25 protein-coding genes are annotated in these 26,546 nt (G+C 44.5%); 10 read left to right on the top strand and 15 right to left on the bottom strand.

Going from position 1 to position 26,546, the window contains the following annotated elements; translation table 11 throughout:
- Window positions 1–169 precede the first annotated feature (169 nt).
- Both ACSAZK_RS01210 and ACSAZK_RS01215 read right to left on the bottom strand, forming a co-directional pair.
- Window positions 170–325 carry a hypothetical protein gene (locus ACSAZK_RS01210; protein ID WP_156153769.1) on the bottom strand — a complete coding sequence of 52 codons (156 nt, stop codon included), beginning with the start codon at window positions 323–325 and terminating at the stop codon, window positions 170–172.
- A gap of 337 nt (window positions 326–662) precedes the next feature.
- The gene (locus ACSAZK_RS01215) at window positions 663–2,618 is read right to left on the bottom strand and encodes a histidine kinase dimerization/phosphoacceptor domain -containing protein (RefSeq protein ID WP_440955618.1); all 1,956 of its coding nucleotides are present in this window, start codon (window positions 2,616–2,618) and stop codon (window positions 663–665) included.
- A 419-nt stretch (window positions 2,619–3,037) separates the two neighbouring features.
- On the opposite strand from ACSAZK_RS01215, the gene ACSAZK_RS01220 reads away from it, so the two are divergent.
- Both ACSAZK_RS01220 and ACSAZK_RS01225 read left to right on the top strand, forming a co-directional pair.
- On the top strand, window positions 3,038–3,535 hold the full coding sequence (locus ACSAZK_RS01220; protein ID WP_440955619.1) for a rubrerythrin family protein: 498 nt from the start codon (window positions 3,038–3,040) through the stop codon (window positions 3,533–3,535).
- A gap of 365 nt (window positions 3,536–3,900) precedes the next feature.
- On the top strand, window positions 3,901–4,113 hold the full coding sequence (locus tag ACSAZK_RS01225) for a hypothetical protein (protein ID WP_440955620.1): 213 nt from the start codon (window positions 3,901–3,903) through the stop codon (window positions 4,111–4,113).
- Between the two features lie 512 nt (window positions 4,114–4,625).
- Here ACSAZK_RS01225 and ACSAZK_RS01230 read toward each other — a convergent pair.
- On the bottom strand, window positions 4,626–5,432 hold the full coding sequence (locus ACSAZK_RS01230; protein ID WP_440955621.1) for an endonuclease III domain-containing protein: 807 nt from the start codon (window positions 5,430–5,432) through the stop codon (window positions 4,626–4,628).
- Window positions 5,433–5,816: 384 nt separating this feature from the next.
- Here ACSAZK_RS01230 and ACSAZK_RS01235 point away from each other — a divergent pair, with 384 nt between their 5' ends.
- Together ACSAZK_RS01235 and ACSAZK_RS01240 are read left to right on the top strand one after the other, a co-directional pair.
- Window positions 5,817–7,046, top strand: coding sequence for an Acg family FMN-binding oxidoreductase (locus ACSAZK_RS01235; RefSeq protein WP_440955622.1), 1,230 nt, complete (start codon window positions 5,817–5,819; stop codon window positions 7,044–7,046).
- 479 nt (window positions 7,047–7,525) lie between these two features.
- Window positions 7,526–7,693 carry a hypothetical protein gene (locus tag ACSAZK_RS01240; protein WP_440955623.1) on the top strand — a complete coding sequence of 56 codons (168 nt, stop codon included), beginning with the start codon at window positions 7,526–7,528 and terminating at the stop codon, window positions 7,691–7,693.
- 75 nt (window positions 7,694–7,768) lie between these two features.
- Here ACSAZK_RS01240 and ACSAZK_RS01245 read toward each other — a convergent pair whose 3' ends face one another.
- From ACSAZK_RS01245 to ACSAZK_RS01255, 3 genes are read right to left on the bottom strand one after another with little or no spacing between them, the layout of a single operon-like run.
- Window positions 7,769–8,272, bottom strand: coding sequence for a methyltransferase family protein (locus ACSAZK_RS01245; protein ID WP_440955624.1), 504 nt, complete (start codon window positions 8,270–8,272; stop codon window positions 7,769–7,771).
- Window positions 8,273–8,318: 46 nt separating this feature from the next.
- Window positions 8,319–8,513: a hypothetical protein gene (locus ACSAZK_RS01250; RefSeq protein WP_048178752.1), complete on the bottom strand. Its 195-nt coding sequence runs from the start codon at window positions 8,511–8,513 to the stop codon at window positions 8,319–8,321.
- Window positions 8,476–8,760, bottom strand: a complete 285-nt coding sequence (locus ACSAZK_RS01255; RefSeq protein ID WP_440955625.1) for a hypothetical protein — start codon at window positions 8,758–8,760, stop codon at window positions 8,476–8,478. Before ACSAZK_RS01255 ends, ACSAZK_RS01250 begins: the two co-directional genes overlap by 38 nt.
- Window positions 8,761–9,037: 277 nt before the next feature.
- On the opposite strand from ACSAZK_RS01255, the gene ACSAZK_RS01260 reads away from it, so the two are divergent.
- Entirely contained in the window at window positions 9,038–9,784 is a 747-nt protein-coding gene (locus tag ACSAZK_RS01260) for a helix-turn-helix transcriptional regulator (RefSeq protein WP_440955626.1), read from the top strand.
- Window positions 9,785–9,831: 47 nt separating this feature from the next.
- On the opposite strand, the gene ACSAZK_RS01265 is transcribed toward ACSAZK_RS01260, so the two are convergent.
- From ACSAZK_RS01265 to ACSAZK_RS01290, 6 genes are all read right to left on the bottom strand, one after another.
- On the bottom strand, window positions 9,832–11,121 hold the full coding sequence (locus ACSAZK_RS01265; RefSeq protein WP_440955627.1) for an ABC transporter permease: 1,290 nt from the start codon (window positions 11,119–11,121) through the stop codon (window positions 9,832–9,834).
- A gap of 36 nt (window positions 11,122–11,157) precedes the next feature.
- On the bottom strand, window positions 11,158–12,540 hold the full coding sequence (locus ACSAZK_RS01270) for a COG1361 S-layer family protein (RefSeq protein ID WP_440955628.1): 1,383 nt from the start codon (window positions 12,538–12,540) through the stop codon (window positions 11,158–11,160).
- A 12-nt stretch (window positions 12,541–12,552) separates the two neighbouring features.
- Window positions 12,553–13,266 (bottom strand): ABC transporter ATP-binding protein, encoded by a 714-nt coding sequence (locus tag ACSAZK_RS01275; RefSeq protein WP_440955629.1) that lies wholly within the window; start codon window positions 13,264–13,266, stop codon window positions 12,553–12,555.
- A gap of 93 nt (window positions 13,267–13,359) precedes the next feature.
- Window positions 13,360–13,722: a hypothetical protein gene (locus ACSAZK_RS01280; protein ID WP_440955630.1), complete on the bottom strand. Its 363-nt coding sequence runs from the start codon at window positions 13,720–13,722 to the stop codon at window positions 13,360–13,362.
- 234 nt (window positions 13,723–13,956) lie between these two features.
- Window positions 13,957–14,532 carry a DUF4013 domain-containing protein gene (locus tag ACSAZK_RS01285; RefSeq protein ID WP_440955631.1) on the bottom strand — a complete coding sequence of 192 codons (576 nt, stop codon included), beginning with the start codon at window positions 14,530–14,532 and terminating at the stop codon, window positions 13,957–13,959.
- A gap of 520 nt (window positions 14,533–15,052) precedes the next feature.
- Entirely contained in the window at window positions 15,053–15,250 is a 198-nt protein-coding gene (locus tag ACSAZK_RS01290) for a PLDc N-terminal domain-containing protein (protein WP_440955632.1), read from the bottom strand.
- A 236-nt stretch (window positions 15,251–15,486) separates the two neighbouring features.
- Between ACSAZK_RS01290 and ACSAZK_RS01295 the strand changes: the two genes are divergently transcribed.
- Together ACSAZK_RS01295 and ACSAZK_RS01300 are read left to right on the top strand one after the other, a co-directional pair.
- On the top strand, window positions 15,487–16,278 hold the full coding sequence (locus ACSAZK_RS01295; RefSeq protein WP_440955633.1) for a hypothetical protein: 792 nt from the start codon (window positions 15,487–15,489) through the stop codon (window positions 16,276–16,278).
- Window positions 16,275–16,556 carry a winged helix-turn-helix domain-containing protein gene (locus ACSAZK_RS01300; protein WP_440955634.1) on the top strand — a complete coding sequence of 94 codons (282 nt, stop codon included), beginning with the start codon at window positions 16,275–16,277 and terminating at the stop codon, window positions 16,554–16,556. Before ACSAZK_RS01295 ends, ACSAZK_RS01300 begins: the two co-directional genes overlap by 4 nt.
- Before the next feature lie 244 nt (window positions 16,557–16,800).
- Here ACSAZK_RS01300 and ACSAZK_RS01305 read toward each other — a convergent pair whose 3' ends face one another.
- Window positions 16,801–17,673 carry a pirin family protein gene (locus ACSAZK_RS01305; protein ID WP_440955635.1) on the bottom strand — a complete coding sequence of 291 codons (873 nt, stop codon included), beginning with the start codon at window positions 17,671–17,673 and terminating at the stop codon, window positions 16,801–16,803.
- Window positions 17,674–18,241: 568 nt separating this feature from the next.
- Here ACSAZK_RS01305 and ACSAZK_RS01310 point away from each other — a divergent pair.
- Complete coding sequence (locus ACSAZK_RS01310) at window positions 18,242–18,931, top strand: hypothetical protein (protein ID WP_440955636.1); 690 nt, start codon at window positions 18,242–18,244, stop codon at window positions 18,929–18,931.
- Between the two features lie 249 nt (window positions 18,932–19,180).
- Entirely contained in the window at window positions 19,181–19,762 is a 582-nt protein-coding gene (locus tag ACSAZK_RS01315) for an MJ0548 connectase family domain-containing protein (protein ID WP_440955637.1), read from the top strand.
- 112 nt (window positions 19,763–19,874) lie between these two features.
- Here ACSAZK_RS01315 and ade read toward each other — a convergent pair whose 3' ends face one another.
- Entirely contained in the window at window positions 19,875–21,527 is a 1,653-nt protein-coding gene (ade, locus tag ACSAZK_RS01320) for an adenine deaminase (protein WP_440955638.1), read from the bottom strand.
- A 315-nt stretch (window positions 21,528–21,842) separates the two neighbouring features.
- On the opposite strand from ade, the gene ACSAZK_RS01325 reads away from it, so the two are divergent.
- Window positions 21,843–22,955 carry a phosphoserine transaminase gene (locus ACSAZK_RS01325; protein ID WP_440955639.1) on the top strand — a complete coding sequence of 371 codons (1,113 nt, stop codon included), beginning with the start codon at window positions 21,843–21,845 and terminating at the stop codon, window positions 22,953–22,955.
- A gap of 212 nt (window positions 22,956–23,167) precedes the next feature.
- Here the strand turns inward: ACSAZK_RS01325 and ACSAZK_RS01330 are convergent, their stop codons facing one another.
- Entirely contained in the window at window positions 23,168–26,398 is a 3,231-nt protein-coding gene (locus ACSAZK_RS01330) for a leucine-rich repeat domain-containing protein (RefSeq protein ID WP_440955640.1), read from the bottom strand.
- Between the last annotated feature and the right edge of the window lie 148 nt (window positions 26,399–26,546).

Raw genomic sequence — 26,546 nt, forward strand, 5'->3', positions numbered from 1 at the left:
CATTATGTTCCGTAACCCATTATGTTCCACAATTCATCATGTTCCTTGAATTCTCTATGACCTTCAAATTCAAATCATTATGTTCCCCGGACCCTTAATGTTTCTCTAACTAATTATGATTCTTAACCCTTTATTCTTCATGCAATTTCGTTTTTGAAAATATTTCATTTTACTGCTTTTTTGACCCCTGGATTAAAAGGACCAGTCCCAGGATACCAAGGACTCCTCCCCCAACAAATCTGGCTGTAAAATCCGACATTGTCAGAAAAACCCATATCGCTATGATCAGCAGTATCGCCCCGACGATAACTTTCCCGGTATCCATTTGTCTCCTCCTCTATTCGTTGTCAGGATATTTTATGTAATTGAATATATATTATCACGTTAATATATATTATAACCCTAATCAATGTTTTATCCGGAAAAATTTGAGGTAGATCAATGGAAGTAGAAAAGGAATGGTTTGAAATCAAAAACGAAGAAGTGTATCTTTTACGAAGAACTGTGTCGTTTCGGGCCTAAAATACGATAAGATGCCGGATTTGATCCAGATCTATAAAATTTGATCCGGACTTACAGAAAAGGGGTTCAGGAATGAAATTATGCTTAACTAAAGTAAAACAATTCCTTTTTGCCTGACGTCCGGGTCATTTCCTTATACCTTATAAGCTGGTTTCCCCGAATCCGATCTTGAACTCCGTTCCCGCTTCTCTTTCAAGCTCGATATCGCCTTCGATTTGCTCTACCAGGGTGTTTACGAGCTGGAGCCCGAGGGATGTGGCATCCCTAAAATCGAACTCCTCCGGCAGGCCCACACCGTCGTCAGAAACGATAAGCATAAACTGATGGTCATGGTCATTTTCGGCCCTCTGGAGTTTGACCCGGATTTCCCCGTTTCTTCCGTCGGGAAAAGCGTGCTTTAAGGAGTTGGAAACAAGTTCATTGACGATGATCCCCAGGGGAATTGCAGTGTCCATTCCAAGGGATACATTCTCCAGGTCCAGCTGTAAATGGATCTCTTCATTTCCCACTTTGTAGGACCTGAGAAGGTCCGTTGCCAGTTTCCGGATATATGCTGTAAAATCAAGGGTTTCCAGGTTCCCGTTTTCTCTTGTTTTGTAGAGTTCCTCGTGGATCAGGGACATTGAAACCACGCGGTTCTGGCTGTCCCGGAAGGCTTCCATGACCTTCTCGTCGCTGAATTGTTCTGCCTGAAGGCTGAGCAGGGAAGAGATCACCTGGAGGTTGTTTTTAATCCTGTGATGAATTTCTTTTTTGCGGATTTTCTCGGTTTTCAGGAGGGCTTCTTCCGCTTTTTTTCGTTCGGTGATGTCGAGCAGCACGCCCACTATTCCAATTATTTCCCCGGCGACATTACTGTAGGTGGCCTTGTGGGCAATAAAGTCCCTTACTTTGCCGTCTCCGGCACACTTTATCCTTATTTCATGGGGCAGGCTTTTTCCTTCTTTCAAAAGCATCCGGTCAAAACGTTCGGAGATCTGGACCATTTCCTCCGAGAACTCCTGCTTGAAATTATACATTGAGTGCCCTATGACTTCTTCTTTAGGAAGCCCGAGGAGGTATCCGGCGAACATCTCATTGCAGCCCTGGTAGATGTAGTCCAGGTTCCTGTAAAATACGGGAGCAGGGATTGCGTCAAGAAATGCTTCCAGGAAATTTACGTTATTTTGAAGGGCTCTTTCAACCTGCTTGCGCCCGGAAATTTCCCTGGAGAGCATTTCGTTTGTTTTTGTAAGTTCGGATGTCCTATCCCTTACAAGTTCTTCAAGGTGTTCCCGGTGCCGCTTCAGCTCTTCTTCCGCACGCATGCGTTCGATTTTTTCTGCAAGCAAAAAAGCCACCGAACTGAGGAGATATGCGTCTTCCTCGGTAAACTTTCTTTTTTTCCCGCTGTGGGCGCCCAGCACTCCGAAGGGTTTTTCCTTGCTGCCTATAAGGACGCTCATCCCGCTGACAACCCCGTGCTCTTTCAGGATTCCAGGAGCCTTGAAGCGCTTTTCCTCTTCAAGGTTTTCCACAATTACCGGTTTGTTTGTGAGAAGGGTATACCCGGCCTGAGATTCCTTTTTTCCTTCGACAACGGCTTTTCCGACAAATCCGGGCTTCCACCCGACCCCGGCCCTGAGCAGCAGGTTCCCGTCGGGCAGGAGTTTCAGAATCTTGCAGTATTCGAGTTCCAGGGTCCGGGCAAGCAGCTTTACGCTTTCGTCCATGAAGCCCTGAAGACTTTCGCAGGTAAGGGCCATCATGCCCATTTTATGGAGCATCTCATGCTGTTTTTCTTTGATGCGGAGCTTTTCCTGCATCTCTTTCTGGGGGGTGATGTCGAATCCGTAGATGTTTACGTACTCTTCTCCGTTCAGGGGGTGGAAAGCGACAAGGTATATCCTGTCTCCTGCTTTGACTTCCAGTTTTTCCGGGCTGTTCCTGGAAATCACTTCCTGAACCACGCTTCCGATGGAGGACGGCAGTTCTTTCCCTACCCCAACGCCCCACTCGTGCAGCAGGGGGTCGCTTGCCCTGTTCGCGTAAATGAGCCTTCCGCTTCTCCCAGCGCGGAGCACCGGATTTGGGTTTTTCGATGGAAATTGCTCCATTATCGTTATCCTATTTTTCCTCTTCAGGCCGCCAACCCCTTTAAAGTCCTCTCAACCCCGGAAATATTGTTGTACGTAGCATCTACCTGAACCCCGATGCCTTATTTTCGCAGTCCGATAATCAATAATTTCCCATAACCCGGTCCTATTGTGCGTATATATTATGTGCATATTGTGTGCAGAATAAGTTTGAAGAAATGTCTTTTGAATTATTGGCTGATCCCGTATTCTTGCTCACGTTATATATATTTTCACACTTATAATTTTTATATGAGGGATCTTAATAAGATATCTCCCCGACCTCTCTAAATGTGTGTTTCTTTTATGCTTTTATAATTTTCGGAACTACTGTCCATATCCAAAATTACATAATAGAATGATAACCATATATGCAATGTAAATAACAGAATCTGGAGGGTATGAATACGAGCACGACCGATAACTTGGAGGAAGCCTTTGCCGGGGAGTCCATGGCAAACAGGAAATACCTGGCTTTTGCAAAGAAAGCCGATGAAGAAGGTTTAAAACAGGTTGCCAAACTTTTCAGGGCCGCGGCTGCTGCAGAAACGGTACACGCCCACAACCACCTTGAAGTCCTGGAGGAAATCAAAAGTACCGGGGAAAACCTGAAGTGGGCGATTGAGGGTGAAACTTTCGAATTCAAAGAGATGTATCCTGCCTATATTGAGGAAGCGAAAAAGGAAGGAAACAAAGATGCTGCCTGGAGTTTCAACCTGGCAAACCAGGTTGAGCAGATCCACGCAGGACTCTACAAAAAAGCCCTTGATAATCTTGGCAGCAATGAGGAAGTCGATTACTACGTCTGCAAGGTCTGCGGAAATACCGTGGAAAATGAACCTTCCGGAAAATGTCCGATCTGTGGAGCACCCCCATCCGAGTTTGAAAAAGTAGACTGAATAATCCGGATTTCCGGGTCTCTTCAACTTTTTGCGGAAAGCTTTAATTTTAGGGAATTTCTTTCTGTTTCATGCTGTTGAAGAGAGCCCTGCCCTAATTTTTCCTTTTGCTTTTTCCTTTTGCTTTTTCTGCTTCACTTTTATGCTTTACTTTTCGACTTCGCTTTTTCGCTTCATTTTTGGGAAGGAAAAACCAATGGACTGGTTACAGGTAAATATTTCCTCACCCTCTAACCTAAAACACCTCAAAATATATTTACTATATAGTTTATTTGGACAATCTATATAAATAAGATCGGCTATTATGTATATGTGCAAAACTCAATACTTTACAAAAGAACTAACTATAAAAGAGGTGATAAAAAATGGAAAAACTCAGAAATTTAATTATAGAAAATGTAGCAATGTTCAGGGAAGCATTTCCGACAAGGTCCTGCCCAAGCCCGGATCTGATTTCAGCAATTTCGCATGACCACCCGTTTACCTACGGTCAGGTTGAAAACGAGATTGAGAAGATGGTCCATGAAGGGGTCCTTGAAGCAGAATTCTCCGACAGCTACAGTGTAAAACTCGGCTAAGGAAATTACTTAGAAGTGAATCGCCTGATAAATAAATTGTTTAGTGAATTGCCTTTTTTCCGTGCATTCCGTAACATTGATTAGAGACGAGAAATTGCTTTCTCTTCCCCACACCTTTTTGTCCCTATTTCGAGGATACAGAACAGCCGCCTTGAGTAATTGTCCATGAGCACCTATTAATGGACAGATCCCTAAATACAGAGCTTTTTTGTCTGGCTTTTACCGTCGCGGAGACATCAACCTGCATACCTGCACCACTTCTTACTAAATATAATTTTAAAATTATTTCTGTATAAAAAATTTTATCTAGGAATACTTCATTATTCTTCTTATGGTAAAGTTAGTCAGAACTCTTGCAAGCTCACTATTGCTAGGGCTATTTCTGGTGTTTGCCATGTTATTTATAGATACATACCCCCTTCCGTAAAGTTAGCCATCGGCTTACAGTTTCTTTTCCTCTTCCCTCTTAGCGTCAGCTGATCATGTAAATTGCCCATTTTCCATCGAATTTTTCACTCTTCAACGATTTCCAGGAGCGGACATTTCCCGTAAGCCCCTTTTTTCTTATAATGCCTTTTGGCATGTTCCACGAGCAGGGCATGATATTCCTGATATACGACCGGATCTTCGGGCAGGTTTTCTTCAAAGAGGGCCTTAATTTCGCCGTATTTTGCCTTTTCCCCGACCAGGCTCAGGTTAGCTGTTATCCTTCTGGTGTAGGCGTCAACGACAAACGAGGGCTGATTGAAGGCGTAGAGGAGGATCGAATCGGCAGTTTCGGCCCCCACGCCCTTTAAGGAGAGGAGCTCTTCCCGGGATGGAATTCTTTGGATAATTTCAACGGATCTTTCAGGGGGTCTTTCCTGCAGCTCCGAGAACCATTCGGCAAGGATTTTCAGGCGTCCTGCTTTCTGGTTGTAGTAGCCGGCGGGTTTGATGGCTTCCTTCAGGGTTTCAGGGTCAAGCTTGAGGATTCCTTCGGGGGAAAGGGCTTTTAGCCGTTTGAGGTTGAGGAGAGCCGTTTCGACCTGGGGCCAGCTTGTGTTCTGGGTGAGCAGGGCTCCGCAGATTATTTCAAACTGCTGTGTGTGGTTCCGGGGGTAGGTATAGTCTCCGGGGTGGTATCCCTGTACTGAACCGGTTTTTGTGGGGTTGGACCCGCCTTTGGCGTGGAGTTCTGTCAGGGGCCACCAGCCCTGGGGACCGTATGCGTCCAGCAGGTAGTTGTAAATTTTTTTGATGATGGTTTTTCGGAAATTTCCTTCCCGAATGCTTGAATTGCTTTCATGACTGCTGGTTTTCTGGATTTTCATTTTCATTTCTGGCACCCGGGAATATATGGTGAATCTATTGTGAAATCGGTAAGTGTCTTCTTCGGTCTGATTTTCTGCTCTGCCTGTCTTTTAGTGATGCATCCGGTTCAGAATTATAGTTTATATAGTTTATATACATCTGGTTAGAATTTCAAAATTATGCTTCAGTAATGCAGGTCAATTATGTTTCAGCAATGAGGTTTCGTTTTTCAAATAGTTACTTATGTTTTCAAAAAGAAGTTATTATGAAAAGTAGAGAGAATTTCTAAAAACCCTAACATTTAATATTTTGTTTATAGAGTGTATATACAATTACCTGATATCAGAGTTTTATCGGAATTCTCTGAAGTTTATAACAGTAAGTGTGGATGATTTTGAGGAGGCAATGAATTGGCGATAATCACCTGGCAGAATGCAGTAATTGCATTTGCAGGTATTCTGGTGATCGGCATCTTTGCGCTGGTCATAGTAGACGGTACCTTCCTTCATAAACAATACCTTGAGCCCTGGGCTGAAGACTATCATGAGCAGTTTGAAGACCCGAGGGTCCAGGTGCTTGCCCACGGGGTACTTGCCCCAAATTCCCACAACCTCCAGTCCTGGAGAGTGGTCCTGGAAGGTGAAGAAAGTTTCTTCCTGTATGTGGATACGGACAGGCTGAGCCCGAAAGCCGACCCCCCGGGCAGGCAGGCGACCGTCAGCCAGGGGACTTTCCTGGAGTATGTGAGGATTGCGGCTGAAGAGCTTGGGTACGAAGCTGAAATCGAGCTTTTCCCGGACAGGGAATACGGGCCCGAAGGCTCTCCTGAAAATTTAGGCAGTAAACCGGTTGCCATGGTGAGCCTGAAAGAAGCTTCCGGGGATGCTCCGAAGGAAGCTCGGGAGGAAGCTCGGGAAAGCCGGGAAACCGGAGGCTACATTTCACCTCTTTATCCCGTGATGTTCCTCCCGGACACCTACAGGGTCCCATACAGGGAAACAAAGCTGCAGCAGGAAGACATTGAGAAACTCGAGGCCCTGAGCACGGAAAACGTTACCATAGTCATTTTCCAGGAAGCAGAGGACGTTGAAAAGCTTGGAGACATCGCCCTTCGGGCGGCAGAGGTGGAAGCCGGGAATTCCGGCGTCCAGGAGGAAGGCTCCGAATTGTTCAGGCCCAACGAATGGGAGAAGAACAAGTTCCGCTACGGTTTTACCATGGAAGGCCAGGGGCTTTCTCCCCTCAAAGTCCATGCACTCCAGGGGCTCCTATCCCTTTTCCCCTCCATGAACAGCCCTGAAGCCTCAAGGGACTCCTTCCTCAGCCAGACCGAATCTGCTGTGGAAAATACCCCTGCATACGCCCTGATAATCACGGAGGGCAACAGCCGAACGGTCCAGGTCGAATCCGGTATCCTCTACAGCCGCTTCCTGCTAACAGCCTCGGACATGGGCTATGCCATGCAGCCTATGAGCCAGGCCACTGAAGAGTACCCGGAAATGGCCGGGATGTATAAGGAGATCCACGAAGAATACGCAGCAGAAGGGGAAACTATCCAGATGCTCATAAGAGTCGGAGTTCCGGAAAAAGAAGTTCCTCCAACGATGCGTCTTGACGTGACGGATATAATAGAAGAGTAAATATGATTTAATAGAAGAACGAATCCGCCTTTGCGGGTTTTTCAATTTCTTCTTCTTTTGGCATGAAAGTCCACATGTACTTTCATTCTTTGGGCATGTTATTCGAAGGATATCATGTGTGTTTTTCTTCATTTCCTTTAATTTTTAATTTTTTTCCTTTTTATCTTACCTTTATCCTTATGATTTTAGCATTGTATTGCCCTTTTATTGTGTCTTTTTTGTATATTTTTACACTATTTATGACCTTAATGTGTGAAAATATCTCTTTTTATGATAATATTTATATAACAATGATCACATAAATATAATTATAAGGATAATAATGAATGGGGTTAAATGAGGGTGGTAAGATGAAAGGAAGGTTCAGCACAATTGTCTTCAGTTTATGCTGTTTTTTAATAATGTTTTCACTTTTGATGGCAGTCCATATTTCTTCGGGTACTGCGGCATCTTACCAAAAAGACATTATAAGTGAGTCCATGAGGTCAGTGGACCAAAGTGCGGACAATGATTCAGAAAATGCTCCGGAAACGACCCGGATCCAGCTTGCTCATTATGAGGACAGCTTTTCATTTCAGGGCCTGCGCAAAAAAATGGCAATGGTCATGACAGTTGAAAGTGAGGAGTGGACAGTCAGGTTAATTTAAATTTGTTAACCTGCTTCAATCTCTTATTAGACTGTTCTAAACTGCTATTAACCCTGTTCTAAAATTATCATGGAATTAAATCCATCGCCTGACCCCTTTTTTATATCCAATGTAACTATCTTTGAAAATTTTTTCGCAGTTTGTTTCCTCAAGGGGAATAAATAACATTTCCATTGCCATTATGAAAGCAATCGGGAACATGAATGCTGTTGCGGGACCTGAAAGAATCAGGGGTAGCCCGAAAAGTATCATTGTCATTCCGAGATACATTGGGTGGCGGCTGATCCGAAAAGGTCCGGCAGTTATGAGCTTTGAAGGTTCTTCGTGGGGTTTGACAGTTGTCGCTTCTTTTTTAAAGATAAGATCGGTCCAGATGTTTAATGCGATACCAGCGGCGATCAGCAGGCCCCCGGCAATTATCCCGAAGTTTTCCGAATAGGGGAGAGAGGCTGCTATCCGCTCCTCCGGGTAAATAAAACGGGTTGACAGGGAAGTTCCTGCAGAAGCCAGGACAAGGAGCCAGAAGATTGTTGGGGGCAGGATTTTTGTCTTTTTTTCTGTCTTCATTCTTGTTTCCATATTTCACCCTCCTTGTGGGAATGAGCGGGAATTTAAGTCCCGCTGCTTACTGTTCCAGGAGTTTTTCCGGTCTTCTTGAAATCAACCAGAGTCCGGCGAGCAGGAAGAATGTTGTCCAGCCGCTTATCCCCGCTTCGAAAGTTTTTGCAAGGTCGCTGAGCAAATAGAGCACACCTACAACCAGTACTAAAAGTCCGAACCATTTACCTGTCCTGTGATCCCTTATTTTCTGTTCTCTCATCAGTTTTCACCTTCTTTTCAAGTATCTTTTTCAATTCAGGTCTGGAAAGCCCGAGGTCGATCGTCCCGAATTCGCCTGCAATTCTGAGGACCTCTTCTTCAACAAGGGAGATCTCTTCAGCCATCAGGGTCCCGCTTAATTCAATAGCGTTTTTGTAATCGGACCCGATTTTGAGGTCCTTTATCATGTTCATCCGCCTGATAGCAACGGAAAATGCGAATTCACGCTCGGATTCTTTCCCGGTCATCTCAAACCACTAAAAGAAAAAACGTGCAATAGATACTTGAATCAAATCTGGGGAAAATCTTAAGTTAGTAGGAATTGTGTTAGAAAGTAAACAAAGCTGCAAGTAAGTTAGAAAAGCTGTAAGTAACGGGCAAATCTGAAAACGGTTTGAAAACCTGTAAACTGCAGGCAAATCTGAATACGGCTGGAAAAGCTGCAAGCAGCATGCAAATCCGAAAATGGCCAAGAGGCTATTATTGGCCTGTGCAAATTAAAAAATCCTTTTTCCGGGGAAGCATATGAAAGCTTATGAACTCTTTTCCGAACTGGGCTCGGAAGTAAGGCTGGGCATCCTTAAAGCCCTTGGTGAGAAACCGCTGAAATTCACCGTTATCTCGGGGCATCTAAAAATCACCTCTCCAGAGACTTCCAGGCAGCTGAACAGGCTCATTGATGCAGCCCTCCTTGAGAAAAGACCTGACGGCTTTTACTCCCTTACACCCTTCGGGAACCTTGTCCTGGCTTCCGTACCTAACCTCGAATTCATCGCTTTGAACTCTTCTTACTTCCTGACCCACGACGTTTCCCCTATCCCTCCCGAACTGCTCAGGCGGGTGGACATGCTCTCGGGAGGAAAAGTGGTTACGGGAGTTTTTGAGGTCATGGAAAATGTGGACTCCCTTTTCGACGGGATAAGCGAGTACTCCTGGTACCTCTCGGATAACTTCCCCAGGTGTTTCCTTCCAAAAATCGAACAGAAACTTGATGCCGGAGTGGAATTCAGGAGCGTATATCCGGAAGAATTTTTAACTAATGTTTTGCGCTCCGTGGGCGAAAAAGTCAGGTCAGGAATTGAATTCAGGACCCTGGACGAAATCAAAATCGCCCTGAACGTAAACGACCATTACGCTTTTCTTGGCCTGCCTGGACAGGACGGAAAGATTGACCGGGACTGCGTCCTTATCGGTTCCGACTCCGGGTTTAAGGATTGGTGCAGGGAATTGTTCGAGTACTACTGGGGAAGATCGAGCAAGTATTACCCGTAAGTTCCATCCGTAAGTCCCATCCGTAAGTTTCCTGGAATTTCATTTTTTCACTCATATCTCAAAGCGTCCACCGGCTTCAGTTCCGACGCATTCTTTGCCGGCACCATGCCCGCGATCAGCCCCACGATTATGGATACGAGGGTTGCTACAAGGGTCCCTTTTATGCTGAGGGTGAATTCAAAGGGAGTTTGCATTTTCATCGAGACCAGGAGCAGGATTATCTGCACGGCAGCAGTTCCCAGGAGGATGCCTATAATACCGCCTACAAGCCCAATCATGGCAGCGTTGCAGAGGAAGATCATAAGGATGTCCCTGTTTTTCGCACCGATGGCTTTCATGATCCCGATTTCTTTTGTTTTTTCCAGGACCGAAGTGAACATGGTGTTGGCGATGCCTGTTGAGCCCACCAGGAGAGAAATCCCTGCAATGAAGGCCAGGAAGGCGGTTAAGCCGTCAATCAGTTTCCGGGTACTTTCAATGGCTTCTTTCGGGGAGCTTACATAGAAGTCCTGGGTCTTTTCGTCCACTCTCCGGGAAAGCCTCAGTCTGCTCTCGATTTCTTCAAGAGCGGCTTCGTGGTCTGCCTCACTATATAATTTTACTTCAATTGAGTCATAGATGTCTCTCTCCCTTTCGGACAGGCTTTCCTCACTTTGCTTAAAGGAGTAGACTTCTTCGTAAGGCAGATAGACGCTGCTTCCGAATAAGCCACCCATGCCCCCGAGGAGGCCATCGTCCTTTGCCAGGACCCCGACTACTCTGTAGGATTTTCCGTTTAAGAGGACCATCTGGTTGAGCCGGATTTCCCTTTCAAAGGCCTCATTTGCAAGCTCGTTGGAAATGACCACAACAGCCCTGTCCCCGGGTTTCAGCATCCTTCCTTCCCCGATTTTCTTTTTAGTAATATCAGGCCAGACCTTCGGGTCCACACCCTTTACCCAGATCGAGGTTTTCTCTCCTCCGTATTGCATGTCCACCCCGGTTTCGACATTTACATTGACGTATTCGATTGCGGGGATGCGCCGGAGGGCAAAAACGTCGGTCTTCGTAAGCTGGGGGTTTTGTATCTCTACGGGTTCTTCCGATACGACAGGCTCGCCTGCCTCATCGAAATCCATCTCTACGGAATCAAAGGGATAGGAGGCGACAATCGTGATAGTATCGCCTCCAAGGTTCTCCAGGGTTTCGGTTACCTGTTCCTGGAAGTACTCCCCGGTCGTGACAATGGCCATTACCGAGGCAATGCCAATGATGACCCCTATGATGGTCAGCCAGCTCCGCAACTTGTTGGCTTTAACCATATTCAGGGCAATTTTCAAAATCTTTGTAGGTTTCATGGCACCACAGGTTCCGGTCTTTCTTTCCTTCTCCTTTTAGTCCATTTTCCCTTCGTCTATTTTCCTTTCTTCAATCTCCCCATCAGCCGTTTTCTCTTTCTCTGCCTTCTTTTTCTGCTGCCTTTTATAAACCAGGACAATTGCGGCTCCCGCAAGGACCAGGAACAAAAGTTTGTACGAAAGGAAGCCTGAACTACGACTTTCTCCCGGCTGGCTTAATTCTGTAGGGATGGTGAAAGGTGAGGAGTAAAGGTTCATCTCCTTTTCCTCGACCTGCCTCATGCCGTCGCTGGAAGTGTAGCTGATTTCAAATTTAATGGGCAGGTCTTTCCCAATTTCTGCAGGGTTGAGGTTGAAGTCGGCAATAGTGTAGTCTCCTTTTTGCAGGTTTCCGAGGATTACGGAATTGGACCCGTCCGTAACGCTCCAATTAGCCTGGGAGGGTACGGAAATCTTGACCGAGTTTGCGCCGTTGTTCCCGATGTTCGAGACCGAAAAGGTGTAGGCCCCGGTCGGGCTTCTTTCCATGAAGGCAATGTCGAAGTCCGTGGTGCCTCCGATGTAGATTCCGGCTTTGCTCTTGATCTCTTTTCGCTTCTGGTTTTCCACGGTGCCTGCTTCCGTAATCGTCTGGAGTTCTTCGATGTCGTCGTAGGTCAGGACCATGTCCAGTTTGTAGAGCCCGGGCCTTGTGTTCACGTTGGTAAGGACGTTAAAACTGACATTTGCGGTCTCTCCCATGTCGATCAGGTTGATGTGCTTGACGTTGCTTGAGCCGACCGGCAGGATCAGGTCATCCGTGCATTCCCAGGAAAACATTGCATTTTTCAGGGGGGAATTTCCCACGTTCTTGATCCCGAAAGTAAGGTCCGTCTTTGTCCCGGGCACCATTTTCTCAACGCTTATGAACTCGATTTCCGCATTGGACTCGCTGTCAATATCGATTATAAGGTCTTTTGTAAGGGAGAGCCCGTTTTTGCTGCCCCCGGTGTAGAGGTAGACCTTGAGGGGGTATTTTCCTTCATTTACGTCATTTTCGACCCCAAGTTTGAATTTTATGACCTTCCCGCGGTCGTCTTCATAGCGTTTTCCAAGCGTCCCGATGTTTTTGGAAAGGTCCTCTCCCGGAAGAGGCCTGAAAGGATAATCGGGCTCTATTTTCACGATGCAGTTTTCCTGTTCATCATACCCCGTGTTCTGGACCGAGAGCCTGACTTCAAGGACGTCTCCGGGCTTTACGGGGTCAGGGTCCTGGTTGAGAAGGTCAACTGTCAGGCCTTTGTCCTGGATACCCAGCGCAAGGCCTGGAGAACTAAATAAGGAGAGGCCTATTAACAGTACAAGAAAAAGCCCGAATATCTGCTTTCCGGGAAGCTGCTTGCCGAAAGTGTGTTCTTCGCATATTTTTTTAAGAGTCATCTTAATCTTTCCTTAAAGTTCCGGCCTGAGCTGGTTGAGATTCGGCTCGTCCCGGATTATTTTTCCGTCCTTCAGTTCGATGTGCCTCTGGGCATACTGTGCGAGGTGACTGTCGTGGGTGACAATGATTACTGTTTTTCCTTTTTCCTTCCACAGCCTGTAGAGCGCTTCGAGTACTTCTTTCCCGGTTACGCTGTCAAGAGCTCCGGTGGGCTCATCGGCAAGGATGATTTCAGGGTTGCAGGCAAGAGCCCTGGCAATCGAGACCCTCTGCTGCTGCCCTCCCGAAAGCTGGGACGGCCTGTGCCGCATTTTATCGGAAAGGCCAACAAGCTTTAGGAGCTCCTTTGCCCTCCTTTCGGCGGCTGCATCGTCAACTTCCTGGATTTCCAGGGGCAAAAGCACGTTTTCAAGTGCAGTCATCCCCGGGATCAGGTTGTACTGCTGGAAAACAAAGCCTATGGTTTTTCCCCTGAGGACTGCAAGGTCCGATTCCTCCAGGCGGGCGATGTTTCTGGACTTCAGGAAGATTTCTCCCTTTGAAGGGACATCCAGACAGCCCACGAGGTTCATCATCGTGGACTTTCCGCTCCCCGAGGGGCCGATAATCGCGGCAAATTCTCCTTTCCCGAACTCCACGCTCACACCCTGCAGGGCATTGACCTCGACTTCTCCCATCTGGTAAACTTTCCAGACGTTTTTGAAGGTGATCAGCGTACTTTTCATATGTTCACTTGAAGCTCTTACTTACATAAAAACAGTTTGTAGTTGAAAAATATAGTTTACCTCCATTTTTCCCAAACATTGGAATTCCGGGAATTAATCCGTTTGATTTTGAAAGCTCGCTTCAGCCTGTTTTCTTCCAAACAGATAATAGACAAAAACTCCCGGGAGCCCGAAAACAAGTGCAGCCGAAATCCAGAAGAGCCTCTTCCAGGGCCCAGGCTCTTTGTTATATTTAAGAAGGTCATGGATTATATATAGAAGCGAGAGAAGGACGATTATCCCGGAAATGGCTTCGAAGGGGCTACCCAATGCAGCCAGGTTACGGGTGCCCAGGCTGAAGGCGCCCATTGTAGCCAGGGTGTCGAATATAATATTTGGTGCAGCCAGATCTATGCCTCCGTAATTAGCAGAAATATCCCTTAATCGAAGCAAATCAAGTTCACTTGACCTATACAAAGTGAACTCTCTTAACCCATGCAAATGTTAAGTAAAATAGTGAAAGGGGATTTTTTCACCGGAAACTTCTTGAGTGCGCCGTAAAGCCGGAATAAAAGGTGATTCCGGCCAAAAAATTTTGGCGCAAAATCATTGAACTTTACAGAGCCTCCTTGAGCTTTATAGACGCCGATCTTTTTACGGGATCCGTCTCTTTTCACCGGACTCTGCCTTTTTTACAGAACCTGGCCTTTTTTACAGAAATTGGCCTGTTTTCTTTTCCACTACCCGGCCATAGAAGTTTGCGGTAAATATCGTGCTAGCGAAGTAAAGGGCCGGTATGCCAACAAGGAAGAGAATGAATACCAGGAATACAATGATAAGCGCATACTGCTTTATCATTACAACCAGGTAATCTCCTAAATTGTTCATAACGTATTTGAGTTTTGAAAACTCAAAGAAGGACCCTACAGTTTGTTTCCTGTAGAAGTTTATTGTTAGGACCGGAAGCACAAAGAAACTTAATAGTAAGTTCAGGATGTCAGCTGTAGTCTCATCATAGTACATGACCAGGACTATTGGAATACAGAACACGATAGAGAAGGGTAGTGATTTCAGGAACATCCAGAACCCGAGTTTGAGGTCTTCCATGAAATGAAGTTGAGGAAGTCCTTCGTATTTTCCTTCTATAAACTCATTCGTTATTCTTACTATGTATCCAAAAAGAGCAAACCAGCCGATCACTGGTAAAAGCGCCCACAGGACATACAAAAGTCTTTTTGGTTTCCTGAATGGATATTTTAAAGCATCTGTAAAACTAATTTTTTGCATTTAGTCACCTGAGAATTCACGTCATAAATTGAAATTTTTTTAAACATCTGTGTTTCTAACTGAAATATTTTAACTAATTTCCACATGCCCTTGAAGCTCTTACTTGCATAAAAACAGGAGGTAGTTGAGAAATATAGTTTACCTCCATTTTCCCGCAAAGTGTGCATAAGAACCGGAATGCAAAACCAGAATGCAAACCATATGTCCGGAGGTTGTGATGAGATGCTTGATAAGAAACACGGAGGACTGAAATGTATACCGGAACAAACAAAATTGAGGCACATTAAGTTGGGACACCGGAAATCGGGACGAGAAAGTGCATTGAACTGACTAAAAAGGGTAGTTTAATGACTATTGAGTGTGTCAAGCTGACCAAAAAGGATATCCGAATGACTGAATTAAATCATTCTGAAAAAATATGAGGACTAAATCCGGTGTCGGTGCACCGGACAAGCAGAGACAACGAAAATGAATTAGGCCTGATAATGTTTGGCGCAGTTCAAAAGTAGTTTTTTTAATTTCAATAATTTGCCTTATTTTGCCCTTTCCCGAAGAGATAGAAGGCAATTGCGTACAGGACTCCTGAGATGACCGCAGCAATCATCCAGATGGTCATCAGCATGTTACTGAAGCCCTTTTTCTGTGTGAGGACGTCATAGCTTACCCACAGGAGGGATATAAAGCTGAGGATTCCTAAACTTATAATTAATAAGGACAAATCATACCTCCGTTATTACCAAAAATGTTCCTAACATTAGATAAATTATTGCCTCGTGTCCCCTGATAATTCCAGAGCTCATGCTGAGCCGCACTGCCCTTCCCCGGGAAACTCTTCAGGCATTTCCTTAATGAAAGACGTTTTCTTAAAGAGGAGTACTTGTATAAATAAGTAAGGTAGTAAAAAAATATAGTTTACCTCCACTTTTTTCAAAAAATATATATAACTCCGGCTTTATGAACGTAGCCATGACCCTCGGGGCGTTTAATGCGACCTTTAGTGAAGAATTCATTAATCTCGCCTCGGAAGCTGCAGCATCGACCAGCATACCCGAGCTTATATTCAGCCTTATCACATATTTCCTGATGGCAGCCCTGGCCCTGCAAATCTACCGGGAGGTCTCAAAGATTTATTCCTTCATGGAGTACGAGGGGCTCAAATATTTCAAAAACGCCTTCCTTTTCTACGGCTTTGCAAACCTTTTCCCGGCTGCACTGACTCTTGCTCTCCTGCTGGCAAAATCCTCATCCTCGGCAACCCTGTACCTTCTGGCAGTTGTCCTTCTGCCTTTATTCTTCCTTACCGGATTAAGCTTCTTGTTTGCCAAAGTAAACCTGCTTTCCTCCATTATCTGGAAACTTGTAGAGGGAATTGTCAGGACAAAGACCCGCAGAACCCTGTTTTTCCTTTCCGTCATGCTGCTCGTACTGGTGGATGGGATAGTCTATCTCCTAATCCTTGCAACTGCCGGGAATTATCTTGCCCTGGGGTATAAGGCCCTTATTTTTGTGCTTATCCTGCTGCTTATCAGGTCAAACATGCGTTCGGGAGAAGGGACAAAACCCCTTACTCACCCCTACTACCTGGGCCTGATCCTGATCTTTACCCTGAGTTTCCTGGGTAACTTTTCAATAATAATTGAAAATAACCACGAACTTGTGGGCTATGCCCTGGATTTCCTGACCCTTATCGCCTATGCAATAATTCTCAAAGGAGTGAAAAAGTGGAGTCGCATTCTTCTGGGATGAAGCCGTTTCAAAAGCGAAGCCGGCTGGAAATTATCAGGGATATCCTCAAGGTTATCCGCGACTCCAACAGCGCCATCAGTCCAACAAAACTTCTGAGGTTTTCCAACCTTTCCTACCAGATGTTTGAGGAATATCTCGGAGAACTTGAAGGCAAAGGGCTGGTCGAATTAAAACCATATAAGGGGAAGAGAAAGATCTACTCCCTGACGGAAAAAGGCCGGATGTTCCTGGAAAAATACGAGGACTTCGTGTCTTTTTTAAGGGATTTTGGGCTGTAAACCATTTTGTTTTCGCTCACTTTACCCCCTTTTTTAGCTTCTCTCTCATGCAGGCCCTCCCGGGCCTTCGGGATTTCATGTGCTTCCGGCCCTTTCAAGACAAATCAGCCTTGAAAGCCGGAAATCTCCAGGCATGACCCGTCTTCTTCCGGGCAATTCCCGTGAACTTTTCCCCAAGCCATTACAAAAAGGGTGAAGAAAGGGGTGAAGAGGCAAGCTTATGCCCAATTTATGCCCGATAGGCTCATTCAGGGGGTTTGATAAATCTCCCGCTTCTGTATTCCTCAAATGCCACTTTCAACTCTTCCTGCGTGTTCATGACTATAGGCCCGTACCAGGCCACGGGTTCCTTGATCGGCTTTCCCGAGACCAGGAGGAACCTTACCCCTTTTTCTCCTGCTGTCACCTCGATTGAGTCCCCGTCCCCGTACAGGACAAGGTTTTCCTGATCGATCAGGCAGTCTTGCCTGAGGTCGAAGTATTTTGCCCCTTCCAGCTCGAAGGCATAAGGGTCCCGTTCCTCATCGAAATACCCCGCTCCGTCTATCACGTATGCGAACATGGTATAACCCGGGACGGCCATGTGGGTGAATGTTGCATACCCCGGAACTGTCACGTCCACATATACAGGATCGGTTACGATTCCCTTAATCGGTCCTTCAACCCCGTTTACAGCCCCGCAGATAATTCTCATCTTTATGCCTTTTTCCAGGAAAAGCTCGGGAATCTGGCTGCTTTTGATCTCCTGGTAGCGTGGGTCCATCATTTTATGGGAAGCAGGAAGGTTTGCCCAGAGCTGGAAACCCCACATAAGCCCGCTTTTCTCCCCTTTTGGCATTTCCTGGTGGACAATCCCGCTCCCGGCAGTCATCCACTGCACGTCCCCTGCCTCAATCACGCCGCTGTTCCCCATGCTGTCCCCGTGATCGACCTCCCCGTGCAGGACATAGGTAATAGTCTCGATTCCCCGGTGCGGGTGCCAGGGAAAACCCATAATATACTCTTCCGGGTACTCCGAATGGAAATCATCCAGAAGCAGAAACGGATCAAGCTCCGGGACCTGGTGGAACCCGAAAGCCCGCTTTAAATGAACTCCCGCACCCTCAATAGTTGGCATACTTTTCATGATTTTCTTAATTTTCCTGACCTTACCCAATCTAATTCCCCCTCTGTAGATAGTGGTTCGGAAATGTTATTCTGAAATGTTATTCAAAAATGTTGTAAATCAATAAATACGTCCGCTTGATAAGATCAGTCCGCTTGAGCGAAGCGAAACGGACCGCGCACTGCAGAGTCGCAACTCTGCTGGCGCAACTCTGCTGGTGCAACTCGGCTGGCTTAACTATACCGAAACGGATCTCGTACTCCCCAGTATAGAATTATCCGGTGTCGTGATATAAATTTTTGCTGGCTAATAGTCGAGAAGTGAATTGCTGCAGGTAAATCGTTGAAGGTCTGAAAAGTATTATTATGTCCTTCTATTTATAATTCCCCAACGATTGAAAAAAATTATATAGTCCCCTTTTCAAACAAGTATATTGAAGTTCATGCAGGTTTGCGAAAAACATCCTATGCCTAAAAAAAGTCCGGACTATAATATGGGAGCTTTCCTCAGCTCATTCAACTTCATCCTTTGGGATTTCCTTCGATTATACTGAAGAAACTGAGAAAATAAGTGATATATCATGGGTATTTTTTCCAAAAGTGCAAGTTCCGAGCTAAAGGTATTCCTGGAAACCGAAGACCTTGATGACCTTGTAAAAGCAAGAGAGAGAGTTCAGCACCTGGACGAAAACGACATAAAGAAAATCCGTTCGGTGCTGGAAAAGTGGGATAAGCCCCAGGCGGTCTCCAATCTCCTTTTCCATCCCTCTTTGATACCCGAAGACATCAGGTTCAGCTCCCTTCTTAAAGGGCTGGAAGAAAGAGAAAATCTCTACGACCTCCTTGCCTCAATAGTAGGTTTGCAGGGGATGGAAGGCGAATTTTCCGAGGAAGAAAGGAATATCATCAAAGAACATTTGATTGCAGTTCTCGAGATTACCGGAGGAGTTCTTGCAGCCAGAGCTTCCGTTACGGTCCGCAATTTCCTTTCAGCCGGGGATGCCAGCAGGATGTTCAAATTCCTCTCCCATATTGAAGAGGCTGTAAGGCTCAATATTCTGTCCTGGCTGATCGAAGCCCTGGAGGAAACGGACGTAAAAACATTTGCTTCAATGCTTCAAAACAGCGAAGTCCCTAAAGACAAAAGGGCTGAAGCAATCGAAAAATTCAGGGAACACATCCGGAAAAAAGAAGCGGGAGAATCAGATTTTTCTACACTGCCCCTTTATGCATATATCCCCAATTTAAATGAAGTTTTAAAGAGGGCCTGATTATCTTTATTCACGAAGCTCCTCGTTCCTTTTTAATTTCGTTCCTTTTTAATTTCGTTTCTATTTAATTTCGTTTCTTTCCTGAAATAGAACATCAATCTCATTCAGGTGTCTTCAGTTTCTCCATTTCAAATCATTTAGAATCCTTTCGAATTGTATTTAATTCAGAAAGAAACTACTCCAATAAGGATAGCACTAAATACGGGAATTTCCGTATTTGCATAAAAAACCTAAGGAAGATTCGGTAATATGAGCCTTGTAATCGCTTTCATCGGAAAAAACGGCGCTGTAATGGCCGGGGACATGCGGGAAATAACGTTTGAGGGGGAGAAAGAAAACCGGGAAAAGCTCGAAAAAGAGCTATACAGCGGCGCAATTATTTCGGACTCTGAGCTGGAGAAAAAAGCTGAAGAGCTCGGAGTCAAAATAACGCTCAGGGACGACAAGAACAAGATCGAGGAACGGGAAGGCGTCCTGGTGGGAGAAGTCTCTTCAGTTGAAGGAGGCGTTGTCCGGAAACGGAGGCTCTACGTTTCGGCAGGAAATTATGCGATTGCTGAAGTCGAGGGTTCGGAAATCAGGGTGACTGCCCAGGGAAAAGGCAGCAACTTCATAGCCTTCGGAAACGACACGACAAAAGCAATAGCCAACAAATGTTTCAAGGACAACTGGAAAAAAGGAAACCTTCAGCTTGCGGTAAAAATCATAATGCTTGCCATGGAAACCGCGGCAAAAAAGACGGCTTCCGTTAGCAAAAAGTACATGCTGCTCCAGACAGCGTCGAACGTTGACGTATCAGGAGTTGTCGAAAAGGATCTGAGTGAACCTTAAGTGTTAAATGAATAAAAAGGAGTTCGGGAATCCGGAAAACCCCGGATAACCCCAAAAGTACGATTATAGTACGCTTGATATTTACTCACTCTTTTACAAAGAGGTAGATTACTCATTCTTTTACAAAAAGGTCGACAAATTCGAATTTTGTTACATCGAACAACCCTTTGTCCCCAAGTTTCAGTTCTGGAATCACAAGGAGGGACATGAAGGAGAGGGTCATGAAGGGCGACTTCAGCGAGGTGCCGAGCTCCTGGGCTTCGGCATTCAGCAGCTGGTATTTTGCTGCCACTTCTTTCCCGTCCCTCGTACTCATAAGGCCTGCAACTTCCAGCGGGAGGTCCAGTAGTTTTTCTTCACTTCCCACGACTATTCCGCCTTTGTTTTCAACCAGCCTGTTAACGGCTGCAACTATGTCCCCGTCAGTTGCACCCACCGCAATGATGTTGTGGCTGTCATGGGCGATGCTGCTTGCTATGGCTCCTTTTTTCAAGCCTATATTCTTTATGAAACCGACCTGTGCAGGGTCGTCCCCATACCTGCTCAGGACTACCATCTTCAGGATGTCCCGGTCAGGGTCCGAAACCAGGCTGCCGTTTTCCACCTTCGGAATGGCAGCTTCCTGGCCTGTTACAAGCTCCCCGTCCTCGGCAACGATCACCCTGATTTTCCGGTTTACCTTGTTTTCTTCTCCTGGCTGCACAGCCAGTTTAACGTCCTCAGCCGTGATTTTGTTCCTGTTAAAGACGTTTTTTGCAGGGCTTTCTGCAGCCTGGAATAGGACCTTCCCGTTTTCGTAAACACATTCCCCGTCAATCCAGGTGTTCAGCACGTTGAACGCTTCAAGGTCATCCACTATAATAAAATCTGCAGGGTCGCCTTCCCGAAGCAGCCCGACATTAAGCCCGTAATGTTCCACAGGGTTCAGCACCGCTGCCCGGAGCAGGTTGTAGATGTCGAGCCCCTTCTCCTGCCCGCGCCTGACCAGCTTATCGATGTGCCCTTCGTAAATCAGGGTGTCCGGGTGGGAGTCGTCGGTGCAGAGCATGACCGATTCGGGATACTCGTCGATCAGCCTGTACAGGGCCTCGAAGTTCCTGGCAGAACTCCCTTCCCGGATCAGCACCTTCATCCCGAGCCTGATTTTCTCAAGCGCCTCTTCGTAAGTGAAACATTCGTGGTCCGTGGAAATGCCTGCCCCCACATATTTTTCCAGGTCGGCTCCCATCAGCCCCGGAGCGTGCCCGTCTATGAGTTTTCCGTACTTCTTTGCCGATTCCAGTTTGGCAAGCACGTCGGGAAACCCATTGATTACCCCGGGAAAGTTCATCATCTCGGAAAGGTAGTGCAGGTCGTCTCTTGCAAGTAGCCGGTCAACAGCCTCCGGGTCCAGGACAGCCCCTGCAGACTCGAAAGGTGTGGCAGGTACGCAGGAAGGAACCCCGAAACAGACCTTAAGGGGGGCTTTTTTGGCATCCTCGATCATGTAATTGATCCCTTCAACCCCCATCACGTTTGCAATCTCGTGGGGGTCGCTAACCACCGCAACCGTTCCCCGGGCAACAGCCATCCGCGCAAAAACCGAAGGCACGGTCATGGAACTTTCGATATGCACATGCGCATCGACCAGCCCGGGCAGGATATACTGCTCACTGTCATGATCCTTTTCTTCCACACGCAGGACTTTTCCGTTTTCAACGGTAAGCTCGCCTTTGAACTGCCGCCTGTCAATAACGTCAACAATGATTCCCTGGAACGTTTTCATTGGGGTTTATTTCGCCCCAACAATGTATAAATTTTTCCAAAAAACCAGTATTAGGAACTTGGAGAAAAAGAATAAAAAAGGAAGATACAGGTTAATTGGTCGATTACCTTTCATCAAATGCGAAAAACTATAGAAATATATAGGCACTTTTTTGTTAGCCACGAACATCGGTTTTGACCATCTAAAAGTAGCACGAAAAGATAAATAAAAGGTACACTGTTAAGTCTTCGAGGATGGCTACAATTACATGTTCGCCTGTTACTGGAAAATTTCTTATCCCCTAAGACATAACAGTACCAAAAAGGAAAAGATAAAATGAAACCAACACGAGTTCCTAATAATCCTTGTTTTTCTTCTGGGCCTTGTGCCAAACATCCAGGTTATTCTGTTGAAGAGCTGAAGGATACACCTTTTGGCCGGTCACACCGGAGCAAACCTGGCAAGGAAAAATTAGCTGAAGCAATTAAAAGAACAAGAGATATGCTCGGACTTCCTGATGATTATCTCGTAGGTATTGTACCGGCTTCCGATACAGGCGCTTTTGAAATGTGCTTGTGGTCCATGCTGGGGTGCCGCGGGGTTGATGTTCTGGTATGGGAATCTTTCAGTAAAGGATGGGCAACCGACATCACTAAACAGTTAAAATTAAAAGATACCCGAGTTTTTGAGGCAGAATACGGGAAATTACCAGATTTAAAGCAGGTCGATTTCAAGAATGATGTAGTCTTTGTCTGGAATGGAACTACAAGCGGAGTCAAAGTACCCAACGCCGACTGGATTCCTGATAACCGGGAAGGGCTCACGCTTTGCGATGCCACCTCTGCTCTATTTGCTATGGATATACCCTACCATAAATTGGATGTCATTACCTTCTCATGGCAGAAGGTTTTAGGTGGAGAAGGTGCTCACGGGATGCTGATTTTGTCCCCGCGGGCTGTTCAGCGCTTAGAAAGCTATACTCCTGCCTGGCCATTGCCCAAGATTTTCCGACTGACCAAAGGTGGTAAACTGAATAAGGGGATTTTTGAAGGCTCTACTATTAATACCCCATCCATGCTGGCTAATGAAGATTGGCTGGCAACACTAAAATGGGCAGAGTCCGTTGGAGGGCTTAAACAACTTCTCCAGCGGACAAATGATAATCTGGCGGTCTTTGAGGCATTTGTTGCTAAAAACAACTGGATCCATTTTTTAGCGGAAACAAAAGAGATAAGGTCCAGTACCAGTGTCTGCTTTAAAGTTGATTTATCCGACGAAAAGCTTAAAGAACTGATTAAAACGCTTGAGAACGAAAAAGTTGCTTATGACATCGGTTCTTACCGTGATGCCCCTTCGGGCTTGCGCATCTGGTGCGGTGCTACCGTCGAGAAAGAGGATTTAGAATGCCTCTGTGAATGGATCGAATGGGCTTACAATCTGGTTAAATAATAAAATCCTTTTTGTTATCAGCAAAGAAGGGGTCGTGAGAGATCGTTAATACCTTTTTTGCTGATAGCAAAAAGATGTTTTATCCCTAAATTTGTCTCACGCGGACAGATTTTAAATATCCCTCAAAATCCTTTTTTCACACCTGATTTATCAGAGAATTTTTCAATTCTCTTACTTTTTCATCACACTTTAACTCAAGAAGCTTTTTCTTTTTATTTTCCAAGAAATAAATCCGGAACCTGAGGAATTGCAAGCCATTGGGCAAATTTATTATAAGTTCTGCCAACTTTTTGAGCAAGCTCGATGCCTTTTTGAGTTCCTGTAATAACCTTGCTATATTCAGAATTAGGATCACTTAATTCATCGAGGAATCGATGTAACTTATTAAAAGGTTTATTCAGTCTTTCTTTTTCACTATTTGCATTTACTTCATCTAAAGTATCCTGAATTTCATCCAACTCACTTTTAAGTTCAGGACTTAAGCTCTTAATTTCCTTTCTCAATTTATTAAAATTGGTTTGAATTTGCGGTAAATCTGTCCTTAAGTCTATCTTAATATTTAGATTAACATCTGTTTTTTGTTCGACTTTTATTATCGGATTAGCTTCAAAACTTGCTGTAACATTAGGACTGAATACAAAAGGTTGCTCTAGTTGTCTTGAGATTTCATTATATTCTCTAAACCTTTCTTCCCTTCTACTGTAACCGTCTAGTAATAATGAAATTGGTATGTGCTTGAAGCTCTCATGGCACTGGATAGGCCCTTCATTTCTCTTTTCGGCATCTAGAAGTTTTTCATAGGAGTATCTTTCAGGGCAATTTTCAGAACAGTTGCAAGGAATTTGTTTACTGACTTTTATCTTTTTTATAGAAGTATTTATATGATTAAGATGGTAACGGATCACCTCAAGTGCCCCTCTTTTATTTTCACCTTTTATTCTAATCTCGATTTGCTTTTCATCAGGCTTCATCTCTACAAGAGCCCGTGAGTTCTGTAGTCTGAGCATCACTCCTTCTCTCCAGCAGAAAGGCATTCCATTTTCTTTCTTCTCTATATCTTGATGCATGCGCACGATGAATCGAGTAATTATGCCGGCTGGCAAAAAGGAATCATAACAGTAGTAGAAGTACAAATTCTCTTCATCGTCCCACTCAAAATCGGGTGTATTTTTGGGTAAGAGTTCAGCAACAAGATAACTTTTTTTATCTGGAAGTTCATACGCAAGTTCAAATTTATTCATTAACTCTATAAGCTGGGGGTAAATGCCTGGAGGATATGTTTCTTTGTCCCATATTTGATCTAATTCGCTGTGTAGCAGTAAACCTTCGCGCTGGAGAACAGATTTTGCAGACAAAATTTTGTAAAATGCTCCGGTAGCCCATTCAGGTTTCAGTATTACTATATTCTTTAGTGCGATTCTGTCTTTAAAATGAAGAATTACTCCCAGTTCATGTAAGTTTCCATCTAATGTACTAATATTTTTATCGTCTAATCCTTCTGAAATACATATTTTATAAAACTCCTCATATGTAATCCAATTTTCTCTTAATTCTTCAAGCTTTTTTCTTACTCTATACCATGACTCCACCCAAGGGGTTCGCATTAAAGGAAGACTCCAAGCAGTTTCACAAATTTTTTCTTTCAAAATAGAAATTCCTTTACCATCTTCACTATCAACTTTCAAGTCATCAACAATTTGGGGGAACTTGCTTTTTAAATCTTTCAGGTTCAAATCATCATCATTTTCATTCATTTTACTCATTACGAGGATTATTGGGCTGCCTTCTCCAAAAGCTTCAATTGTGTGTAACCAGTAGTATATATTGTCATAGTCCTTTGTTTTCCGGGCATTCCATACAAGAAGATAGACCGAGCGTGTAGTCAGGAAAAACTGGTGAGTTGCATGGTAGATTTCCTGTCCTCCAAAATCCCAGATATTTAACTTGATTGTACTGTTTCCAGATCCCGGAGCAGGAATACTCCATTCAGATCTCTTTATCCCCTCGGTGATTTGATCTTCTACAAATACATCATTAATCAACCTATTAGCAAGACATGTTTTTCCAACTTCTCCATTGCCGACCAGTATTAACTTAGCTTCATTATGCTCGAAAGTTTTTGATTGTTTCAGATAAGTGAAAATCGCTTCCACACCCATTAAAGCAATTTCTGGAGTGGGTGAAATTAATGGATTTTCAGATAAGTTAAGTGTTGTAAGGTTTTTAAGCTCTACAATTTCTGGTGGCAGTTTTGTCAGCTGGTTCTCAGATAAGTACAGCGTTGTAAGGCTTTTAAGTTCTATAATTTCTGGTGGTATTTGTGTCAGCTGGTTCCCAGATAAGTTCAGTGTTGTAAGGTTCTTAAGTTCTTTAATTTCTGGTGGCAGTTTTGTCAACTGGTTTCCAAATAGGTTAAGTGTTGTAAGGCTTTTAAGCTCTACAATTTCTAGTGGCAATTGTGTCAACTGGTTTCCAGATAAGTCAAGTTCTGTAAGGTTTTTAAGCTCTTTAATTTCTGGTGGTATTTGTGTCAGCTGGTTCCCAGATAAGTTCAGTGTTGTAAGGTTCTTAAGTTCTTTAATTTCTGGTGGTATTTGTGTCAGCTGGTTCCCAGATAAGTACAGTGTTGTAAGGTTCTTAAGTTCTTTAATTTCTGGTGGTATTTGTGTCAGCTGGTTCTCAGCTAAGTACAGTGTTGTAAGGTTTTTAAGTTCTATAATTTCTGGTGGTATTTGTGTCAGCTGGCTCACAGATAAGTCAAGTTCTGTAAGGCTTTTAAGTTCTATAATTTCTGGTGGTATTTGCGTCAGCTGGTTTCCAGATAAGGCAAGTTCTGTAAGGCTTTTAAGTTCTATAATTTCTGGTGGTACTTGTGTCAGCTGGTTCCAAGATAAGTTCAGTGTTGTAAGGTTTTCAAGTTCTTTAATTTCTGGTGTCAGTTTTGTCCGCTGGTTTCCAGATAGGACAAGTGTTTTCAGGCTTTTAAGTTCTTTAATTTCTGGTGGTATTTGTGTCAGCTGGTTCCAAGATAATTTCAGTGTTTTCAGGTTTTTAAGCTCTTTAATTTCTGGTGGTATTTGTGTCAGCTGGTTCCAAGATAAGTCAAGTTCTGAAAGGCTTTTAAGTTCTTTAATTTCTGGCGGTATTTGTATCAGCTGGTTCCCAGATAACTTAAGTGTAGTAAGGTTTTCAAGTTTGCCAATTTCTGGTGGTATTTGTGTCAGCTGGTTCTGAGATAAATTAAGTGTTGTAAGGTTTTCAAGTTCACAAATTTCTGGTGGTATTTGTGTCAGCTGGTTCCAAGATAAGTTAAGTTCGGTAAGGTTTCCAAGTTCGCCAATTTCTGGTGGTATTTGTGTCAGCTGGTTCCCAGATAAGTTAAGTTCTGTAAAGTTTTTTTCATAAGCTTCTCTAACAAGTTGCACCACTCTCTCGTTTGTCATTCATCTACCTCATTTACATAACTTAACTTGGTTCTGGAAAGCTTTCAATTAATTTACTATAGTTTGATATCTCAACCTCAAAAGCTTTTTCTTTTTTAGCAAATCCTACTTTTAGGATACATATTTCTCGGAGTCATTTTGAAAATGA

Origin of the sequence: Methanosarcina sediminis (assembly GCF_052056915.1) — an archaeon.
GTDB lineage: Archaea > Halobacteriota > Methanosarcinia > Methanosarcinales > Methanosarcinaceae > MTP4.

Coding starts and splice junctions, on each gene's coding strand:
- ACSAZK_RS01250 (WP_048178752.1), bottom strand. CDS start 8,513: ATGAGAGAACAGAAAATAAGGGATCACAGGACAGGTAAATGGTTCGGA.
- ACSAZK_RS01300 (WP_440955634.1), top strand. CDS start 16,275: ATGAAGCCGTTTCAAAAGCGAAGCCGGCTGGAAATTATCAGGGATATC.
- ACSAZK_RS01265 (WP_440955627.1), bottom strand. CDS start 11,121: ATGAAACCTACAAAGATTTTGAAAATTGCCCTGAATATGGTTAAAGCC.
- ACSAZK_RS01330 (WP_440955640.1), bottom strand. CDS start 26,398: ATGACAAACGAGAGAGTGGTGCAACTTGTTAGAGAAGCTTATGAAAAA.
- ACSAZK_RS01270 (WP_440955628.1), bottom strand. CDS start 12,540: ATGACTCTTAAAAAAATATGCGAAGAACACACTTTCGGCAAGCAGCTT.
- ACSAZK_RS01310 (WP_440955636.1), top strand. CDS start 18,242: ATGGGTATTTTTTCCAAAAGTGCAAGTTCCGAGCTAAAGGTATTCCTG.
- ACSAZK_RS01215 (WP_440955618.1), bottom strand. CDS start 2,618: ATGGAGCAATTTCCATCGAAAAACCCAAATCCGGTGCTCCGCGCTGGG.
- ACSAZK_RS01245 (WP_440955624.1), bottom strand. CDS start 8,272: ATGGAAACAAGAATGAAGACAGAAAAAAAGACAAAAATCCTGCCCCCA.
- ACSAZK_RS01230 (WP_440955621.1), bottom strand. CDS start 5,432: ATGAAAATGAAAATCCAGAAAACCAGCAGTCATGAAAGCAATTCAAGC.
- ACSAZK_RS01295 (WP_440955633.1), top strand. CDS start 15,487: ATGAACGTAGCCATGACCCTCGGGGCGTTTAATGCGACCTTTAGTGAA.
- ACSAZK_RS01325 (WP_440955639.1), top strand. CDS start 21,843: ATGAAACCAACACGAGTTCCTAATAATCCTTGTTTTTCTTCTGGGCCT.
- ACSAZK_RS01275 (WP_440955629.1), bottom strand. CDS start 13,266: ATGAAAAGTACGCTGATCACCTTCAAAAACGTCTGGAAAGTTTACCAG.
- ACSAZK_RS01315 (WP_440955637.1), top strand. CDS start 19,181: ATGAGCCTTGTAATCGCTTTCATCGGAAAAAACGGCGCTGTAATGGCC.
- ACSAZK_RS01305 (WP_440955635.1), bottom strand. CDS start 17,673: ATGCCAACTATTGAGGGTGCGGGAGTTCATTTAAAGCGGGCTTTCGGG.
- ACSAZK_RS01240 (WP_440955623.1), top strand. CDS start 7,526: ATGAGGTCAGTGGACCAAAGTGCGGACAATGATTCAGAAAATGCTCCG.
- ACSAZK_RS01225 (WP_440955620.1), top strand. CDS start 3,901: ATGGAAAAACTCAGAAATTTAATTATAGAAAATGTAGCAATGTTCAGG.
- ade (WP_440955638.1), bottom strand. CDS start 21,527: ATGAAAACGTTCCAGGGAATCATTGTTGACGTTATTGACAGGCGGCAG.
- ACSAZK_RS01220 (WP_440955619.1), top strand. CDS start 3,038: ATGAATACGAGCACGACCGATAACTTGGAGGAAGCCTTTGCCGGGGAG.
- ACSAZK_RS01255 (WP_440955625.1), bottom strand. CDS start 8,760: ATGACCGGGAAAGAATCCGAGCGTGAATTCGCATTTTCCGTTGCTATC.
- ACSAZK_RS01210 (WP_156153769.1), bottom strand. CDS start 325: ATGGATACCGGGAAAGTTATCGTCGGGGCGATACTGCTGATCATAGCG.
- ACSAZK_RS01260 (WP_440955626.1), top strand. CDS start 9,038: ATGAAAGCTTATGAACTCTTTTCCGAACTGGGCTCGGAAGTAAGGCTG.
- ACSAZK_RS01285 (WP_440955631.1), bottom strand. CDS start 14,532: ATGCAAAAAATTAGTTTTACAGATGCTTTAAAATATCCATTCAGGAAA.